At 46.9% G+C, this 17,947-nt stretch carries 16 protein-coding genes and 1 CRISPR repeat array (1 of these 17 cut by a window edge); of the genes, 9 read left to right on the forward strand and 7 right to left on the reverse strand.

Features of this window, described 5'->3' with window-relative positions:
* Window positions 1–2,378: a CRISPR direct-repeat array (repeat unit 37 nt; unit sequence GCCGGAAAATACCTAAAACCCTATCAGGGATTGAAAC); it begins 388 nt to the left of the window's first position.
* Between the two features lie 81 nt (window positions 2,379–2,459).
* From QT987_RS11810 to QT987_RS11820, 3 genes are all read right to left on the reverse strand, one after another.
* The gene (locus QT987_RS11810) at window positions 2,460–3,662 is read right to left on the reverse strand and encodes a glycosyltransferase family 4 protein (RefSeq protein ID WP_333240012.1); all 1,203 of its coding nucleotides are present in this window, start codon (window positions 3,660–3,662) and stop codon (window positions 2,460–2,462) included.
* 242 nt (window positions 3,663–3,904) lie between these two features.
* Window positions 3,905–6,223 carry an IMS domain-containing protein gene (locus QT987_RS11815; RefSeq protein WP_333240013.1) on the reverse strand — a complete coding sequence of 773 codons (2,319 nt, stop codon included), beginning with the start codon at window positions 6,221–6,223 and terminating at the stop codon, window positions 3,905–3,907.
* Between the two features lie 342 nt (window positions 6,224–6,565).
* Entirely contained in the window at window positions 6,566–6,730 is a 165-nt protein-coding gene (locus tag QT987_RS11820; RefSeq protein ID WP_333240015.1) for a hypothetical protein, read from the reverse strand.
* A gap of 176 nt (window positions 6,731–6,906) precedes the next feature.
* On the opposite strand from QT987_RS11820, the gene QT987_RS11825 reads away from it, so the two are divergent.
* The 3 genes from QT987_RS11825 (at window position 6,907) to QT987_RS11835 (ending at window position 9,942) form a co-directional block, all read left to right on the forward strand.
* Entirely contained in the window at window positions 6,907–8,181 is a 1,275-nt protein-coding gene (locus tag QT987_RS11825; protein WP_333240017.1) for a transposase, read from the forward strand.
* Between the two features lie 28 nt (window positions 8,182–8,209).
* The gene (pdhA, locus tag QT987_RS11830) at window positions 8,210–9,247 is read left to right on the forward strand and encodes a pyruvate dehydrogenase (acetyl-transferring) E1 component subunit alpha (RefSeq protein ID WP_333053708.1); all 1,038 of its coding nucleotides are present in this window, start codon (window positions 8,210–8,212) and stop codon (window positions 9,245–9,247) included.
* A gap of 242 nt (window positions 9,248–9,489) precedes the next feature.
* Window positions 9,490–9,942, forward strand: a complete 453-nt coding sequence (locus QT987_RS11835) for a clan AA aspartic protease (protein WP_333240019.1) — start codon at window positions 9,490–9,492, stop codon at window positions 9,940–9,942.
* A gap of 13 nt (window positions 9,943–9,955) precedes the next feature.
* Here QT987_RS11835 and QT987_RS11840 read toward each other — a convergent pair whose 3' ends face one another.
* The 3 genes from QT987_RS11840 to QT987_RS29925 all read right to left on the reverse strand — a co-directional run bounded on the left by QT987_RS11840 (window position 9,956) and on the right by QT987_RS29925 (window position 11,692).
* Entirely contained in the window at window positions 9,956–10,174 is a 219-nt protein-coding gene (locus QT987_RS11840) for a hypothetical protein (protein ID WP_333240021.1), read from the reverse strand.
* 122 nt (window positions 10,175–10,296) lie between these two features.
* Entirely contained in the window at window positions 10,297–10,944 is a 648-nt protein-coding gene (locus tag QT987_RS11845; RefSeq protein ID WP_333053712.1) for an IS607 family transposase, read from the reverse strand.
* Window positions 10,945–11,551: 607 nt separating this feature from the next.
* Complete coding sequence (locus QT987_RS29925; protein WP_445299718.1) at window positions 11,552–11,692, reverse strand: MrcB family domain-containing protein; 141 nt, start codon at window positions 11,690–11,692, stop codon at window positions 11,552–11,554.
* Window positions 11,693–12,190: 498 nt separating this feature from the next.
* On the opposite strand from QT987_RS29925, the gene rpmI reads away from it, so the two are divergent.
* From rpmI to QT987_RS11875, 6 genes are all read left to right on the forward strand, one after another.
* On the forward strand, window positions 12,191–12,388 hold the full coding sequence (rpmI, locus tag QT987_RS11850; protein WP_006634164.1) for a 50S ribosomal protein L35: 198 nt from the start codon (window positions 12,191–12,193) through the stop codon (window positions 12,386–12,388).
* 19 nt (window positions 12,389–12,407) lie between these two features.
* Window positions 12,408–12,764: a 50S ribosomal protein L20 gene (gene rplT, locus QT987_RS11855; RefSeq protein WP_190658174.1), complete on the forward strand. Its 357-nt coding sequence runs from the start codon at window positions 12,408–12,410 to the stop codon at window positions 12,762–12,764.
* Window positions 12,765–13,036: 272 nt separating this feature from the next.
* On the forward strand, window positions 13,037–13,567 hold the full coding sequence (locus QT987_RS11860) for a tetratricopeptide repeat protein (RefSeq protein WP_333231755.1): 531 nt from the start codon (window positions 13,037–13,039) through the stop codon (window positions 13,565–13,567).
* 237 nt (window positions 13,568–13,804) lie between these two features.
* Window positions 13,805–14,182 (forward strand): response regulator, encoded by a 378-nt coding sequence (locus tag QT987_RS11865; protein ID WP_333053715.1) that lies wholly within the window; start codon window positions 13,805–13,807, stop codon window positions 14,180–14,182.
* Window positions 14,179–14,787: a chemotaxis protein CheC gene (locus QT987_RS11870; RefSeq protein WP_333053716.1), complete on the forward strand. Its 609-nt coding sequence runs from the start codon at window positions 14,179–14,181 to the stop codon at window positions 14,785–14,787. The genes QT987_RS11865 and QT987_RS11870 overlap by 4 nt, the downstream gene beginning before the upstream one ends.
* Window positions 14,784–16,976, forward strand: coding sequence for a diguanylate cyclase domain-containing protein (locus QT987_RS11875; protein ID WP_333240023.1), 2,193 nt, complete (start codon window positions 14,784–14,786; stop codon window positions 16,974–16,976). Before QT987_RS11870 ends, QT987_RS11875 begins: the two co-directional genes overlap by 4 nt.
* 351 nt (window positions 16,977–17,327) lie before the next feature.
* On the opposite strand, the gene QT987_RS11880 is transcribed toward QT987_RS11875, so the two are convergent.
* A complete protein-coding gene (locus tag QT987_RS11880) occupies window positions 17,328–17,810 on the reverse strand; it encodes a hypothetical protein (RefSeq protein WP_333240025.1) in 483 nt (160 codons plus the stop codon).
* Window positions 17,811–17,947 lie beyond the last annotated feature (137 nt).

The following is a 17,947-nucleotide window of genomic DNA, read 5'->3' on the forward strand; positions in this document are numbered from 1 at the left end:
AACGCAACCTCTGCCCAAGTTTGCGCGGCTGTTACTTTTTCGGCCGGAAAATACCTAAAACCCTATCAGGGATTGAAACGGAGGGAACGTGATAGCGCCTGAATCCCTTGACTGCCGGAAAATACCTAAAACCCTATCAGGGATTGAAACGAAGAACAGCCGATCGTCCGCCCACAACTTCCAGCCGGAAAATACCTAAAACCCTATCAGGGATTGAAACTGCGGCTAACTGATTAAAAGGTTGCAGATAATCGGGCCGGAAAATACCTAAAACCCTATCAGGGATTGAAACTGGGTTTCGCAGGTGCGGCGACTGGAGCGACTAGCCGGAAAATACCTAAAACCCTATCAGGGATTGAAACTTGTCGTTATCGTAGAGGTAAGGTAGCGCCGGACAGCCGGAAAATACCTAAAACCCTATCAGGGATTGAAACCTGTTGGCTGGGGGTCTGTGGGGCGATCGGATAGAGGCCGGAAAATACCTAAAACCCTATCAGGGATTGAAACTGGTACGACATAATCGCTCAACCCCGATAGTAAGCCGGAAAATACCTAAAACCCTATCAGGGATTGAAACTTAGATTCTGTCAGATTGGACAATGAAATTGCTTTGCCGGAAAATACCTAAAACCCTATCAGGGATTGAAACTGCCCCCGGCGGTGCTCTACTCCGAGATGCCGAGCCGGAAAATACCTAAAACCCTATCAGGGATTGAAACTTCAAGGCACTTTCCGTGCAAGATTGGAGCCGACCGGAAAATACCTAAAACCCTATCAGGGATTGAAACTTGCCGATCGCCCTTGGGGACAATTACTCCGGCGGCGCGGGCCGGAAAATACCTAAAACCCTATCAGGGATTGAAACTAACCCTTATCGCTATCAAGAAATTATTAGCGATGCCGGAAAATACCTAAAACCCTATCAGGGATTGAAACAAAAATATTTCATGAGTACATATACTCACTATAAGCCGGAAAATACCTAAAACCCTATCAGGGATTGAAACAAATCTACAGCGGGGTTTTAACACCCCGTTACTGCCGGAAAATACCTAAAACCCTATCAGGGATTGAAACAACTAATCTCAAAAAACTGCAAGAATGCTGCGAGGGCCGGAAAATACCTAAAACCCTATCAGGGATTGAAACTTAGGGGTGCTTTTTTGCTTCAATTTTACAAATGTGCCGGAAAATACCTAAAACCCTATCAGGGATTGAAACATAGTAATTGCAGCAGATGCTGCGTTTACATCAAGCCGGAAAATACCTAAAACCCTATCAGGGATTGAAACCAATCCGCAGATGAGATCGGGCGATCGGATCGTCTAGCCGGAAAATACCTAAAACCCTATCAGGGATTGAAACGAGGAGTGCTGCACATTGACCCGCAATATCTCCGCCGGAAAATACCTAAAACCCTATCAGGGATTGAAACGTGGATGTACAGCAGTCGATCGCCGGCAATTACGGGCCGGAAAATACCTAAAACCCTATCAGGGATTGAAACGTGTCACTAATCTCAACATCATCTAAATCAAAATTAGCCGGAAAATACCTAAAACCCTATCAGGGATTGAAACGTAGGGAGATAAAATATTTTCTTCAATGCCATAAAGCCGGAAAATACCTAAAACCCTATCAGGGATTGAAACCTGACCCGATCTTTGCTCCCAAACACGCTGAGCCGGCCGGAAAATACCTAAAACCCTATCAGGGATTGAAACACGTGACACCAACGGTTTTACTCGCTACAATAAACGCCGGAAAATACCTAAAACCCTATCAGGGATTGAAACGACAAAAAAGCAACTATCTGGGGTGATTTGATAGTGCCGGAAAATACCTAAAACCCTATCAGGGATTGAAACCAGAAGAGGAAACGATTGCCTACACTCATCTACGGCCGGAAAATACCTAAAACCCTATCAGGGATTGAAACTTCAGTTGCTTGCCCACTAATAATGCTAAATCTCGCCGGAAAATACCTAAAACCCTATCAGGGATTGAAACGCATTTTTTGCACATAAGTAAAAATACACACCAAAGCCGGAAAATACCTAAAACCCTATCAGGGATTGAAACCCTAATCGTGTATAATCTCTATTATCATAATCTAAGTGCCGGAAAATACCTAAAACCCTATCAGGGATTGAAACTTTGACTTGAACCATGTTTGTCACCCACTAACTAAAGCCGGAAAATACCTAAAACCCTATCAGGGATTGAAACCCGGTGGAATAGTTCAGCATTAGTTAGCTACAGTTGCCGGAAAATACCTAAAACCCTATCAGGGATTGAAACACGCTTTTTTAACTCTTACTCATCGCAATCGGCCCCTTAAGCCGGAAAATACCTAAAACCCTATCAGGGATTGAAACGCTAAACGCCATACTTTCTCGGTGATTAATCACTACGCCGGAAAATACCTATTTCCCCATCTAGGGCTTGAAACGCCCAAACTACAAAATTATTGGCTCAAAAATAGACCTCTCCTCTCTCTTTCTATCTCCTCCCATAACCTCAAGCAATCGATCGACTACGCGCCTCCAAGTAAAATTTTCAGCCACAAAAGCCGGGCCCGCAACCCTCGCTTTCGCAGCGATTCCAGGCTGTTCGATCGCCCCTTGCATCAAATCAGTCAAATGTTCCCACTTAGGAGCTAAGATAAATAAGGTTTCCCCCTCACTCTCCACACTCATAAATTTACTTTCAATCCGCAGTGCAAAGTCCGATCGCGTAAAATCATCCGTAGGGCCGCCCGCAGTGCAAATAACCGGCAAACCGCACGCTGCCGCTTCCAACACTGGCAGATTAAAACCTTCTGCCAAATAGGGAGAAACATAAGCATCTGCTGCTTGGTAAAACTCAGCTATTTGAGCAAAAGATAGCTGGCTACCAGTATAAATTAATCTCGGTAAAACCCTTGCTCTTTCCGCATCGTTGAGCGCAACTCGGCTGGCTTCAGCAATCTCGTCTCTCGACGGATAAAGCAGTTCAGAACCTTTTAAAACTAATCTCGCATCTGGATATTTGTCAACTACCGCAGCGAAGGCTTTTAATAAAGGGCGAATACCTTTGCGATCCGTTTGTCCTCCGATGTTTAAAAATATAAAATAGTTTGACCAGCCGAAGCTTTCGCGCAGTGATTGACGCCGATCGCCCGCAGCAGGATAATAAATCTGAGGATCGACACCCAAAGGTACAACCGAAATGCGATCGGCCTCAACACCGCTGCGAATTAAGCCGGCTTTTGACCACGCTGAAGGTGTAATAATTTTCGTTTCTGAGTTAACCGGAGTTTCGGCGATCGACTTAACACCCATCGCCTGTAATACTGAACTGGTAACAATCCCCCATTCTGTGGCTGCAAATACCCAAGTTTGAGCGCTGCTGGATGCCGAGAAGTCCCACGGGCAGTACATTCGCAGGGTAACATCGGCTGACTGATTTACCGCCGGGCTCTTAATGCTGCGAAGTAATGTTTCATTTGGGCGATCGAACAAACTAATTTTCGTCTCCCAAGCTGCGTCAATGTAGGGCATATCGCGGTGGAAAAGCTCAATTTGTCCTCGCGGGCGATCGAGCATTTCCAGCAGTTGAAATTGATTGGCTACGCAATAGGAATGATAAATAAAACGCCAGCCTTCAACAATAATCTGCAATTCAAAACTCCCGCTTTTGGAATTATATCATTTCCGGTAACACCGGAATGATGTTGACTGTTCACTGTTGACTGTTCACTGTTCACTTTCAACAGTCAACAGTCAACAGTCAACAGTGAACTCGAATTTACTATTCCGATGCTAACGGATTTGATATTAAAAACTCACCTAATAATCAGAAATTGGGAATTAGTAATTAGCAAGCAGAAATTACCAATTACCAATTACTAATTACCAATTTCTTACTTAATCACTTGCCAATCCATAATCCGCCACTGTCCCTCTTGGCGGATCAAGTCGTAGCGCACCCGCAGGTTTTCATTGCGGGAAGAAACGAGTTGAGAACGATCGAACACTTCGGCTTTTTCCGCGACTTGGGCTTCTACTTGAGCGCGATCGGGATTAGTCGGATTTGTGGTAACTCCATTAACTTGCAGCTTATGTACATAACGCTGGTGCGCGTTGTTACGCTGTTGAGCTTCCGCCATCAATTGCCAGCGAGACAAAGCCGGTTCTGTCAGAACTTGCTTTAATTCTTCGACAGCGTGATTGGGGCCCAAAGCTGCTGCTTTCGCCGATAGCCAGCTTTGAACTATTTGTCCGGCTGATTCCTCAGTGATTGCTCCCGATACTGCGCCTGTGGCGCTCGGTTCTGGGGTTGCGGCCAAGGCAGGGATTTCTATGGGCGGTTCTTCCAGGCGAACGAGGGCTTGCTCTCCTTGGAGGGGGCCCGATAGGGCTTGCATCGCGCTAGCCAACAGACTGAGTATTAACCACAGGAATAACAGGCTCAGGACACCTGCCACTAGAAGCAAAGCCAGCTTGTTTGGAGGCATGGACTTGACTTGGGCGGTAATTTCTGTTGCCTTGGTGCGCGCTCGATCGACCAAATCGCCCTTTAGCCCTTTGCCGCTGGCTCCGCTGCGCCCTGAATGTTGGCGTCTGCGATGTTTGGAAGTCGATTCTGCTGGGTGTGGCACTGTAGCTATCGGGAGAGAGACAGGGGCAACAGCGCTCGGCGTGGCCACCGTTGCCGGGGATTTCGTTCCCGAAGCTGCGGTGGAAGCCTCGCCCGGTACGGGGGTCAAAGTGACCGTACTGGCTCCCTGCTTGGCTGTGGGTGGCTGTGGGGGTATGGCAGCGGGCGATCGACCTGCTGTCGGTTGCAGTCGCCCTGGCTGCTTGCCGGCGCGGGGCTGCACCACGACCCATTCGTTGGCGGTTTCTGCGTCCTGTGGCAAAGCTTCTAGGTAAGCTTGTACTTTCGGGTCAGCAAAGTAGTCTTTCAAGGACACTGACTCGTTGGCCAAGTCGCGGAAGTGGGGAAACACTTCTTCTTGTAGCCAGTGTTCGGCGTACAAGCACAGTCCGGGCAACAAGTCGGGTGAATCTTGGGAATGTTCGCGAATGAAGGCCAGGGGTTCTTTTTCCGAACTGAGTTCGAGGGCTCTGCTGGCTTCTTCTGTCTGGCCCAGCAGCAGGGAACAGACGGCTTTTTCCAGGTGAACATCTTGGCGGCGACCGAGCTGCATCAGCATCAGCTTTGCCCGACGGATCATCGATGGCTGTCTGGCGGCAAATCCTTGGGCTAACAGGGTGTAGACCGAGAGGTAAGTGGCGACTGCGGAGGGGCGACCGGCTTCGGCTTCAAATAGCGCCTGCTGCTCGCTGCTAGTTAGGTGTTTACGCATTTGCTGCACGAACCGGAGGAAGTCTTCTATTCCTAAACCCGATCGATCGTCTCCCGAACCGTCGATACCGCCTCGTTCTTGAAGCATTTCTCGCAGGATTTCCAGTCCCTTGCGACGCTCAGCGACTTTTTCTTCGGGAAGTGATAATAGCTCTAAAATGTTGTACGGACGGAGTTTGTATATGTCGGCTTGCATTTCACCCCTCACGCTTGCAAATAGGCTTTCGCGCAGCAGCAATTCTTGACCTGCTTCTAATGATTTTGCGGCATTTTCGTACTGACCTTGCTGCCACTGTTCGCGGCCGAGTTCTAGACAGGCAAGGCTGACGGTTAAAACTATATCTGGCCTCACGAGCTGCGGGTCGCCGAAACGACCTTCTGCGATCGCGATGCTGCCATTGTTAAGATACGGGCGACCCAGCTTCTGTACGAGTTCGTATTCTCCCAGTTCTTGCAGTATGAGCAGGGCTCCTACGAATTGGTTGTCATCGATTTCAATACTTGGAGTGTGGGGGTCGGGAGCAGCCTCTAAAGCCTTGGACTCTGCCGGAACGGTTTCTCCTGCGTCTTGCAGGAAGGTGGCCGGGCCTGCTGAGGTTTTTGACCTCTGGTGCTTGGCTTCCTGTGCTGCTTCCGACTCTCGATCGTAAGTTTTGGCTAAAAAATTGGCATCGTAAGCTTTGCGCCCCTCTGAGTCTGACAGAACGGCGCAGGCTTCATCGAGCAGTTGTTTGCGGGCGACGATCGCAACTTCAGAATACTCCCGGCGCGGAAGCTGTAAAGTTCGATCGCGGTGAGCCTGCTGCAACTGTTCGGCAGTAGCTTGAATCGGTAGACCCAAAATCCGGTAGTAATCTAGTGGAATTAACATAAGTTAAAGAACTGTCCACTTCCCCAAAGCGCTAGCAACTGAATTAGCCTATCTTAAGTGACATACTCCCGCAAACCAAATCAAAAATTCTGGTGTTGGCTTCCAACCGCCCCATTCACGGTATGTTGGACTTGCCGTAGAGATACTCTGATTTTTTTCCCTCTAGGGCGTTTTACAGTGAGGAAAATGCAAAGGCCCACTGCCCGTCAGCTAAATGAGTAGTTTGACTCTTGAGCATTTTCGGGTTTGAGAGTAATGGAATTATATCATTCGTGTGCATGGGGTTTAGATGGGAGTTTGTTCTCCGAGTCCCGGCAATCCGCCCCGATGGCCAAACTCATTTTAACAATTGGTGAACTGCTGCGGAGTCAAGGTGCGATCGTTTTCGGCTGCGGTTGTGTCCCATCTGGGTTTAAACTGAGATGTTGCACCATTGTGAATAAGCCTTTTATGAACGGGTTCTCCGGCCCGTTCCACAAGAAAATCTATTCTTTGTGGAACAGGCATCTTGCCTGTTCTGGAGAATGGTGCAAGATGTGGGTTTAAATTTAGATGTCTAGGAAACCGATCGTCTGGTATTATAAAACTTCATTAAGATGGTAAGCATCAATAAACAATAGGACTATTATATAGTCACGAGAGTTAAATGAAATTTTTTCGCTCGTTACGAATGGAGAGTCTGGATGCAACTAACAGAGCGACATATCATTAAATCTACGGAACACCGTTTCCCACTGATTGATGAATTAGCTTTTAAATCCAAAAATCTCTACAATGCCGCTAACTACGTCATTCGTCAGAGTTTTATCTATGGATGGGGCTATATCAACTACAACGAAATGAACCGTTTGATGAAGCATCATCAAGCCTACAAGGCTTTACCTGAATCGGTTAGCCAACAAATCTTGATGATATTGGATAAGAATTGGAAATCATTCTTTGAAGCGGTCAAAGCTTACAAAGCCGATTCCTCTAAATTCACCGGCCGCCCAAAACTGCCGAAGTACAAAGATAAAGCTAAAGGGCGAAACATTCTTGTCTACACGATTCAAGCGATTAGCACTACACAGTTGAGAAAAGGAATTATCAAGCTTTCGGGTACGAAGCTTTTAATCAAAACTCAAGTCAATTCCGCTCAAATTTGTCAAGTTAGACTGGTTCCCAAATGCGATTCCTATGTAATTGAGGTGATTTATGATGAACCGGAGTCCACCGTTAGTAACGGCAACTCTGTAGCTAGTATTGATTTAGGATTGGATAACTTAGTGGCGTTAACTTCAAATCAGCCGGGTTTTATCCCTCTGTTGATTAACGGGCGACCATTGAAATCAATCAACCAGTTCTACAACAAACGTAAAGCACAGTTACAATCTCAGTTGAAAGGAAGCCGCAAGAGTTCACCCCGCATTCAACGCTTAACTCGCTGGATCCACCAAAAAGTCAATAATTACTTGCATCACACAAGTCGCCTAATTGTTGACCATTTGGCAGCGAAACAAATTGGGACGCTAGTAATTGGTAAGAATGCACAGTGGAAAACCGAGATTGATTTAGGAAAGCAAACTAATCAAAACTTTGTCAGTATTCCTCACGCTCGATTAATTGAGATGTTGGAATACAAGACTCGGTTGGTTGGGATTAAGGTGATCGTGCAAGAAGAATCTTACACTTCGCGCGCAAATTTTCTGAATCTAGACCCAATCCCTGTTTACGGAAAAACCGATAAAGACCCTGTGTTCCAGGGTAAGCGAATCAAGAGAGGTTTGTACAAAACATCAGTCGGTCAATTAATTAATTCTGATGTTAATGCTGCGTATAACATCCTGAGAAAAGCAATCCCAAATGCCTTCAGCAATGGGATAGAGAGCTGCGTAGTTCAGCCGAGGCGGGTTAATCCGCTCAAAGTGAAAGTGAAGGGGGAGGGACTTGACGCCTCCCATGTCCTGTGCAATAAATGACTATACTTTTGCCATCTATTAATTATTTATGGTTCAGGAACGGACTTTACCAGTTTTTGACGCGCAAAGCGTAACCATTTCTCGGGATGAGGGCTTGATGCTCTACGAGGATATGGTCTTGGGGCGCTATTTTGAGGACAAGTGTGCTGAGATGTACTACCGGGGCAAAATGTTTGGTTTTGTCCACTTGTACAACGGTCAGGAAGCTGTGTCTACTGGCGTGATTCGATCGATGCGCCGGGATGACACCGATTACGTTAGCAGCACCTACCGCGATCACGTTCACGCTTTGAGCGCGGGCGTGCCGGCGCGGGAGGTAATGGCGGAGTTGTTCGGGAAGGAAACGGGTTGCTCGAAGGGCCGCGGCGGTTCGATGCATATGTTTTCGGCAGAACACCGACTGTTGGGAGGTTATGCTTTTGTGGCTGAGGGGATTCCTGTAGCTACCGGGGCGGCTTTTCAATCGAAGTACCGGCGCGAAGCTTTGGGGGATGAGAGTTCCGATGGCGTGACTGCTTGTTTTTTTGGCGATGGTGCTGCAAATAACGGGCAGTTTTTTGAGTGTTTGAATATGGCGGCTTTGTGGAAGTTGCCGATTATTTATGTTGTGGAAAACAACAAATGGGCGATCGGGATGGCCCACGAGCGAGCTACTTCTGACCCGCTGATTTACAAAAAAGCTCATGCTTTTGGCATGGCTGGTTTTGAGGTTGATGGGATGGATGTTTTGGCGGTGCGGGAAGTGGCGAAGGAAGCTGTGGCGCGGGCGCGGGCCGGCGAGGGGCCGACTTTGATTGAGGCTTTGACTTATCGCTTTCGCGGCCATTCTTTGGCCGATCCTGATGAGTTGCGTTCTAAGGAAGAGAAGGAATATTGGTTCCCCCGCGATCCGATTAAGAAGTTGGCTGCTGAGTTGATCGATCGAACTTTGGCAACGGCTGAAGAATTGAAAGAGATCGATCGTAAGATTCAAGCAGTAATTGACGATGCAGTGGATTTTGCTGAGAAAAGCGCTGAACCAGATCCTAGCGAATTGTATCGGTTTATCTATGCAGAAGATGAGTAAGCTGTTGTGCATTTAACTTGTATGTTTAGGGCGGGCTCTTAGGCCCAACCCCTACTCCCCACAAGAGTGATAGAACCCCGTAGGGATACGGCGAAAGCCTTTGTCCCTACTGCACTTCCTAAACCAGAAATACGCTGTAAGACTTACGTACAAACTCTACTTGTAGGGTGTGCATTGCGAACCTTACAACCATCAATTAGGGCTAGAATCAAAGGTAGACTTTCTAGACGAAAAGAGGCGATATGATAAATCTCGATCGCGCTCAAACTCAATCCCGCAAAAATATGGGTGCAGTTCGAGTCAAAGTCAAGCTAACGAATGCCTTTGATGCAGAGTTAGTCAAGAGAGGATTGCTCAATCCAAATCTGTTGCGTGTGTACGAAGCAGAAGCACTCATAGATACTGGCGCAGTACGCACAGCTATTCCTGTAGAAGTCTGCGAACACCTTGGTTTAAGAATTAGGAGTCAGGAAATAGCAAAATATGCTGATGGCAGACAAGAAACAGTGGGGTTGACTGGGCCTATTATCATTGAAATAGAAGGGCGCGAAACGATTGAGGCGGCAATGGTTTTAGGTGATATGGTGCTAATCGGCCACACTGTGTTAGAAACTTTAGATTTGCTAGTAGATTGCAAAAATCAGCGTCTAATTCCCAATCCCGAAAATCCCGACAGGCCTGTATTGAGAGTTTAATACTAAATCCAGCTTAAATACCTCCCCGGAGGCTAGCGAATTTTGGATAACCTGCTTTCCCCGAACGATATCGACTAAACGCATCTTTCAAGTCAATCAAAGCATTTTGATAAACTCGACTATACAACTGGTTCATCCAAACGAATTTAGGCTGTTTCTTGACGTGGTTGGTGAGAATTTTTTTGACTTGGTTGAGTACCTTGGAGTCAGAAAGCTTCCCATCGCTATACATTTGGGTTCTCCGGCTTAATCCACAATTAAATACTACGTGCCAAAATCCTAGGTGTTTGGCCACCAAGGTTGCTTCATTGTTATTCAATTTTAGCGATAGTTTGACGCCAAATATAGTTAAACTTACTTGGAGCTGCTTACTTGATTCACTATAGAGGAATCCGAACAAGGATCTATACCCTCTACAATATTCTTAACTTTAGCTTTGTATTTCCGCAGTCCGTAGAGGCGGGAAGAAAAACAGTGGATTATGGAAAGCAAGTCTTGAGTCAATTCTTCATGCGGTGAAAGGCTTTCGGCGTTGGCGACGATAATTGTCCCGCCATTCCACTCTAGAATTTGCTCGACAAGTTCAAAACCAAATCGGCACAGGCGATCTTTATGGGCCACGTACAGCACCCTAACATCGCCCAGCATCGCCCATTGTAGGATTTGCAGAAATTTGGGACGTTTGAAATTAAGTCCACCCCCAATCTCCTGAATGGAGTCTGTGATAGCAACTCCTTGCGCCAAGCAGAATTGTTCCATAGCTTGTGTCTGACGAAGTAAGTCTTGTTTTTGTCCAGTGGACGAGACGCGACAATATACGATCACCCGATGGGGTGGCGTTTTACCGGTTTTGAGGTTCCGGACTATATTTAGGTGACTTTCTGAATAAACACGCTGGTTACCCAGTGTCCTCTCAGGGATTAACTTGCCTTCCTTTTCCCAGCGCCGTAACGTAGAGCTTGAGACTCCCACTAATTTTGCGAATTCTGCCACTTTCCACATAGAACTTTCTCTCGGCGATTAACTATGGATAAGTTTAGCAAATTATTTGACACTTAAGTCTTGCTCAAATGCCATAGTAACCCCTAATCATAAGGATGGTCGCATCGGGTGAGCGACATCCCCTAAGCTGTGGAGCATTTAAACGAGTAACGAGGCTTAGGATCGGGAATTAAATAACTTACAATTTTAATTGTTATTGTGGGATGGGCCTAAGAGCCCGTCCTTTTTGGACGGGCTCTTAGGCCCATCCCACTTTCAAGAGTGGTAGTTATTTAATTCTCATTCCTTATGTGGTGTTAATCGGTAGGGGGCGGATCTGCTTCATATTTGATAAAGATTGTAGATTGACGGGTGTATCTGCACCTTACTCGCGTCTCTCTTCTTGTGTGTACTACATATACATGGAATATGCTGTATTTCTTTGATCTGCTATTCCTTGATTGAGAGAAGGATAAATTTCCGAGAAGTAGGCGCGAAATAAACACAGTAAAACCGGGAGCATCTCAAGAAAAGCAGCTAAGCTAGAAATTGGAGTTTTGAGGCTCTCTTGCTGCGGAGCAGGAGGCAGGAGGAAAGAGTCAGAAGGAAGCAGCCAGAAGAAGTGTTTTTACAAATATGAGATGCTCCCGTAAAACCACGACTGGAAACTCTCAGTTACAAGGTTGTTAAATATTGCTATCCAAGGAACTTTTGCCCAAGAATCTTTCCCGGTTGAAGCTTTTACGCTATATATTTCGGGTAATTCCAATTAAGCACTTATTGATTTCGCCAGTACATTTATGACATATAGCCTTTCTCAGAAAGATGGAGTACGCCAAAACCCTGTGTTATCAAGCTTTTTTAGTGGAATTGTGTACCTCATTTACCCCAGAACCGCTATAATTAGCAAAGTAATGTCCGTTGAAGTTGTCATTACTGAGCAATGGATATTTTCCAGGGATTTTTTCCATGGGATATGTAAGCGCCCGAATCAATAATTAAGGTTGGATATTCAATTTAATTATCCTGCCTCACGAACAGCTTTCAAATATTAACTCTGTTGATAAGGCTTTATGATACCGCAACGGCAGTATAACATTTTATACTATTTGTTATGCAGCAAACAACCACAAGATTAGCCGATCGCCCGATCGCCCCTCCTGTATATCGCAGTAAATACAGTGCCGCCCCCAACCCGCAAATCTCCCTTGCAGAAAGTACCACAAATGTGATACGGTTGAAGCTTGTGTCCAAATAACACCAGTCCATGCCAAAACTCAAAACTCGCAAAGCAGCCGCAAAGCGCTTTAGAGCGACCGGCAGCGGTAAAATTGTGCGCCGCAAAGCTTACAAAAGCCACTTGCTACAGCACAAAAGTTCAGCTCGCAAAAGCCGTCTCTCTAAGCTGGTCGTCATCGACGAGACCAACGACGCTAACGTGCGGTTAATGCTTCCATACTTGTAAAGTTTAACGGAAATTAAAGATGACACGGGTAAAACGCGGTAATGTCGCCAGAGCGCGCCGCAAAAAAATTCTCAAATTAGCCAAGGGTTTCCGAGGCGCACAGTCGAAACAGTTCCGCACAGCTAACCAACGGGTGATGCAGGCCCTGCGTAACGGTTATCGCGATCGCAAAAAACGCAAACGCGATTTCCGCCGCCTGTGGATTGCTCGGATCAATGCTGCATCGCGCCAGCACGGCACGAGCTACAGCAGACTGATCGGCAACATGAAAAAAGCCAACATCGAAATCAACCGCAAAATGCTGGCACAAATGGCGATCATTGACCCGGCAACATTCGGTAAAGTCGTGGAAATGGCTAATCGAGCCGGAGGCTGAAAGTTAGCTTGATTTTCAGAAGGCAGAAAGCAGAAGTAAGAAAGATTTAACGGTCTGCCAGAGAAGGAAAACTCCTGATAAATTTAGGAGGTTGAGACAAACTTTCCTTCTTTGTTCTTACTTCTGGACTCTTGCTTTTTCAGAAATCGCGATCGGGCCAGTCGATCGCTATTTCGTTGTTTTTTATACAGTTGCAGAAGCAGATATCAGAGATTTCTACTGCCTTAAAATAAATAAAACCTTCCACAGACCTACCTAATTTTAAGAAAAACATGGATAGTAATTTGCTCATTATTTACTTGTCAGTCCTGCTCGCTATACTCGGCAGCACTTCCTGGTTTGTGGTGCGCCAGATTCTCAAAACTCGGAAGCTGGAAATGTCTCTGGAACGCTTAGAAAATAAGCTGACCGTAGAAAAAGGAACAGCGCAGGAATACTACGAATTAGGAAGTATCTATCTAGATAAGAAGCTTTACTCCCAGGCGATCGTACTGTTTCAAAAAGCCCTGAAAGCCAAAGACTTAGAAGGCGAAGAAAATCAAGCTGTTATCTACAACGCCCTCGGTTTTGCACACTTTGGCCAAGAACAGTACGACATCGCCATCCGCAACTACAAAGAAGCCCTGAAGTTGCAGCCAGAATACGTTACATCTCTCAATAATCTGGGTCACGCCTACGAGCGCAAAAAATTAACAGCTCAAGCCTTGGAAATCTACGAACAAGCTCTCGCCTGCGAGCCAGACAATACCACGGCCAAACAGCGAGTAGAGTCCCTCCGGAAGCGTTTGGTAATCTATAATTGAGCGCCCATGTTAGGAGCAATAGAGATCCCGCAAACCTGGTTTCATTCAGAAACCGGGTTTTTTCTTCACATAGTCCAAGATACTAAACTATCCAATACATTAATGCGTTAGTTTTTAAGAACAGGAATTGCAAGTGAAGCTCGATCGCACACCGTCTCAGCACTTTAAATTACTGTCAAGATAAAAGCAGTACCTGCAACGCCGGTCAGTCCTAAACAATAGAAGGAGGAGAACGTAGTGACATCAATTCTCGTTGTCGAAGATTCGTGGTTGACTCGCAGGGTAATCTGCAAAATCCTGCGAGCAGAAGGATACGAGACTTGGGAAGCATCCAGCGGCCCAGAAGCTCTAGAACTGCTCGGCACTAAAACCCCAAACTGTATGCTCTTGGATTTGCTGATGCCGGAAATGGAAGGTAGGGAAGTCCTGCAAGCCATGCGCGATCGAGGATATAAAATTCCAGTGATCGTCATTACCGCAGACATCCAAGCCAGCACACGCTCCGAGTGCATGGAACTCGGAGCCCTAGCAGTCATTCACAAAATGCCCAACTCAGACGAACTAATCGGGTGGATCAAAAAAGCTCTCAGTGTCAGCGAGGAGAACACCCAATGAAATTAAGCACTCGACAGCTCGATGCTTTGCAAGAACTCGTCAACATCGGGATCGGTCAAGCCGCAGGGGTTTTGAACGACATGATCGACTCCCCGATTCGCTTGCAAATTCCCTACCTTCAGATTCTGACTCCCATCGACGTGGCAGAAGAGTTAGAGCAACACCTCAACGGCGAGCAAATCGCCGCTGTCCAGCTCAAATTCACAGGCTCCTTTGGAGGCATTGCCCAGCTAGTCTTTCCCACAAACAGCGCTGCCCTGCTGGTGACAATGCTGACAGGGGAAGAAGCTGGAACTCAGGATCTCGATTCAGTCAAAATTGGTACGCTAAGTGAAGTGGGAAATATTGTAATTAATGGGGTCATGGGTGCAATCAGCAACGTACTTCAGCAGCGCCTGAACTATTCAATTCCCACTTATAGCGAAGGGACGATTGCTAGTTTGCTGATATCTGGCGGTTTAGCTACTGATACAGTTGTTTTATTAGCCCAGACCAGTTTCATGATTGAAAGGCTTCACATTGAAGGAGATATCATTCTTATTTTCAATGTTAATTCCTTTGACACCTTGTTGACTGCTATCAATCAACTTGCCGGGGGTCTATGATTGAGGAGAGCAAAAGTATTAAGGAAAAGTTTGGGGTTCTCGACAGCGTACCAGTCGGCGCCTGCTTGCTGCAAGATGATTTTGTGGTGCTGTTTTGGAACACTTGTCTCGAAGAGTGGACTAAAATTTCCCGCAGCCAAATATTGGGAACAAAGATCACAACCCATTTTCCTCACCTGAGTCAGTTAAAGTACGCCACTCGCTTCAAGCAAATCTTTGCAGGAGGCCCGCCAACAATTTTTTCTTCTCAAATTCACAAACACCTGATTCCGGCAACTTGGCAAGACGGCCAGCAGCGAATTCAGCAAACTACTGTGACTGCTGTGCCGGCCGTAGAGGCTGGCATTGAAGAACAGGAGATTAGAGACTGGGTTCTCCATACTCTTGAGTTGGAATCAGACGGTACTGTCGGCTCCCGATCGTCAAGAAGTGCTTTTGTGTCTAGGGAATCTCCACCCTCAGTTTCGTCATCAATATGGCCGGGGGTCAATGCCCCATCGTTCTACGCGCTGCTGGTGATTCAAGACGTGACCGACCTCACCCATCGCATCCAAGCTTACCGCACAATGCGGGATCAAGCTGTGGAAGAAGTGCAAGTGCGTCAGCGGGTGGAGGAAGAATTGCGATCGAGCCAGCATTTCATCCAGCAAATTGCTGACGCGGCGCCTTATTTGCTCTACATCTACGATTTGACCCAACAGCGCAACGTCTACGTCAACGGTCAAGCTTCTAAATTGCTGGGCTACACTCCCCAAGAAATTTTACAGATGCAAACTGCTTTGTACTCCAGTTTGGTGTACCCAGAAGATTTGCCGAGGCTCAAAGCCCACCAGAAAAAATTTCCCTCGACTCAAGACGGGCATATTTTGGAGTTGGAATATCGGCTCAAACATCGATCGGGCCAATGGCGCTGGTTTCGCTGCCGCGACCAAGTTTTCGCCCGCACAGCCGACGGCTGTCCCAAACAAATTTTCGGCACCGCTCAAGATATCACTGAGTACAAGCGGGCAGAAGAGACGCTGCGGCAGCAGAACGAACGAGAACTGCTGATGGCGACGATTACTCAGCACATCCGCCAGTCTCTGGATTTGGGCGAAGTGCTCCGCACAACAGTGACAGAAGTGCGTCAGTTCCTTCAGGCCGATCGAGTGATGATCGTCCGCTTTAACACCTGTACCGGCAGTTTCGGCGCCGGCCCGGCGACGGGGGCGGTGACAGTGGAATCTGTAGCTGCCAACTGCCAGCCGATGTTGGGGGAAACCCTGGAAAATTTCTGTTTTGACCAGTTTTATCTCGAAGCGTACCAACATCGAGCGATCCGACCGATCGCCGATATCTTGGCTGCAGATTTGCCACAATATCAAATTGACTTGCTCGCACAATTCGCGGTGAGAGCTTATTTGGTTGTGCCTTTAGTGCAAGGAGACGAGTTGTGGGGGCTGCTGATGGCCCACCAGTGCAGTCCCCGGCAGTGGATGCAGTTGGAAGTAGAGTTGCTGTCTTCTCTGGCCACCCAGTTGGCGATCGCCATCAAGCAAGCAGAACTCTACCAGCAGTTGCAAGCGGCCAACCTCAAGTTAGAGCGTTTGGCAACTTTAGACGAACTCACGCAGCTAGCCAACCGCCGCCGTTTCGATCAGTATTTAGAAATGGAGTGGCACAGACAAGCCAGGGAACAAACGCCTCTGTCCCTGATTCTCTGCGATATTGATTCTTTTAAAAGCTACAACGATACTTACGGGCATCAAGGCGGAGACGAATGTTTGCGACAAGTCGCCGCGGCGATCGCCGATGCAGTCAATCGGCCAGCAGATTTAGTAGCTCGCTACGGAGGCGAAGAATTTGCCGTTATTTTGCCCAATACCGCGATTCAAGGCGCGGTGTTGGTAGCCGAACACATACAGCTCAAAATCGCAGCTTTGGAGCTGCCTCACGCTGGTTCTCAGGTGAGCCCCTACGTCACTCTCAGCCTGGGCGTAGCGAGTATTGTTCCTGGATCTGAATCGGGAGCCGAAATTCTGATTGCTGCAGCCGACCAAGCGCTGTATCAAGCTAAACGACTTGGGCGCGATCGTATCCAACTTTACCAGCCCGATCCTGCTGGCAAGCCGAATGGCACAGGCACTTCGATACTTCCTGTAGATTTTTCTCTACCTAATACTAATTTACCCTCTCCCACTAGCGCTTGAGGAATTGCCATATTTGTGGATTCCGAGTAGTTATGCCACTCCGCAAAAAAAATGCCACTGTAAGCCCGCGATCCAAACCCTGATCTCCCTCTGCTGTAACTTATCACCACAACTCCAGCACAACCAACTTTCTTTCTGAGCTCCGTTACATCAGAAGAAAGCGAATCCGTTGCCGAACTTCCTTCTTCAACATCTGCTATATCCTTGAGGGTTGCAGGTTCGGGATGCTAAAGAAAGGTTTTGCACAAGTTGCCAAGTATCTCGATCTTCAAATAACAGCCATTCTGCACCTTCGCAGTATAATTTGGCTAAATCGACGCTACCACCAATTCGCTCGATCGCCCTACGAAATTATATCATTGGTATTTCGCCGCTTTCGCTAACTGTCGATCGGGTTTTTCCCGAAACTTCCCGAATGTCGAGGACTACTTTACCATCTCGGCCTCCTACTGCTTCCATAAAATATGTAAAATTTGCGATTTGAGATTGATGTTTGAGGTAATTTTCTAGGTATGGATTAGCTTCGTAGGCGTGAATTACGGCCTGGGGAAACCTGTTCCTCGCAGCAATCGGAAATAAGCCGACATTGGCTCCAATATCAATAATTGTCATCAGCGATTCAGATAATTGCTCGACTCCGTAGCAGTCGTCTAAAAGCACTTCTATAAATTCTCCGTCCATGCCTTTCTCTAAAGGCACGTTTACTTGATGCAGTTTTCCTTGCACAATTAATTGTTCGGGTAATTGAAAGTTAGCAACTCTGTTAAATTTAATCCCTAAATTTTTTGCTCTAATTTGGCCCTGCACGAGTTGCTGAAGTTTATGGACAAGCATAGGGAGAGATGGAGATTTGTTTTCATTTTTTTTACATAACGTTCGATGATGGAAAAGCCTCTAAGGATTGCGAATTAAATAACTTACAATTTTAATTGTTATTGTGGGATGGGCGTCCCGCCCGTCCAAAAAGGACG

The organism is Microcoleus sp. SVA1B4, assembly GCF_036700545.1.
In the GTDB taxonomy this organism is placed as follows: Bacteria; Cyanobacteriota; Cyanobacteriia; order Cyanobacteriales; family Microcoleaceae; genus Microcoleus.

What these genes read in the sequence shown, in the direction of transcription:
- rpmI (WP_006634164.1), top strand. Translation starts at nt 12,191, where the DNA reads ATGCCAAAACTCAAAACTCGCAAAGCAGCCGCAAAGCGCTTTAGAGCG.
- QT987_RS11845 (WP_333053712.1), bottom strand. Translation starts at nt 10,944, where the DNA reads ATGTGGAAAGTGGCAGAATTCGCAAAATTAGTGGGAGTCTCAAGCTCT.
- QT987_RS11870 (WP_333053716.1), top strand. Translation starts at nt 14,179, where the DNA reads ATGAAATTAAGCACTCGACAGCTCGATGCTTTGCAAGAACTCGTCAAC.
- QT987_RS11860 (WP_333231755.1), top strand. Translation starts at nt 13,037, where the DNA reads ATGGATAGTAATTTGCTCATTATTTACTTGTCAGTCCTGCTCGCTATA.
- QT987_RS11840 (WP_333240021.1), bottom strand. Translation starts at nt 10,174, where the DNA reads ATGTATAGCGATGGGAAGCTTTCTGACTCCAAGGTACTCAACCAAGTC.
- QT987_RS11875 (WP_333240023.1), top strand. Translation starts at nt 14,784, where the DNA reads ATGATTGAGGAGAGCAAAAGTATTAAGGAAAAGTTTGGGGTTCTCGAC.
- pdhA (WP_333053708.1), top strand. Translation starts at nt 8,210, where the DNA reads ATGGTTCAGGAACGGACTTTACCAGTTTTTGACGCGCAAAGCGTAACC.
- rplT (WP_190658174.1), top strand. Translation starts at nt 12,408, where the DNA reads ATGACACGGGTAAAACGCGGTAATGTCGCCAGAGCGCGCCGCAAAAAA.
- QT987_RS11835 (WP_333240019.1), top strand. Translation starts at nt 9,490, where the DNA reads ATGATAAATCTCGATCGCGCTCAAACTCAATCCCGCAAAAATATGGGT.
- QT987_RS11880 (WP_333240025.1), bottom strand. Translation starts at nt 17,810, where the DNA reads ATGCTTGTCCATAAACTTCAGCAACTCGTGCAGGGCCAAATTAGAGCA.
- QT987_RS11820 (WP_333240015.1), bottom strand. Translation starts at nt 6,730, where the DNA reads ATGCCTGTTCCACAAAGAATAGATTTTCTTGTGGAACGGGCCGGAGAA.
- QT987_RS11815 (WP_333240013.1), bottom strand. Translation starts at nt 6,223, where the DNA reads ATGTTAATTCCACTAGATTACTACCGGATTTTGGGTCTACCGATTCAA.
- QT987_RS11825 (WP_333240017.1), top strand. Translation starts at nt 6,907, where the DNA reads ATGCAACTAACAGAGCGACATATCATTAAATCTACGGAACACCGTTTC.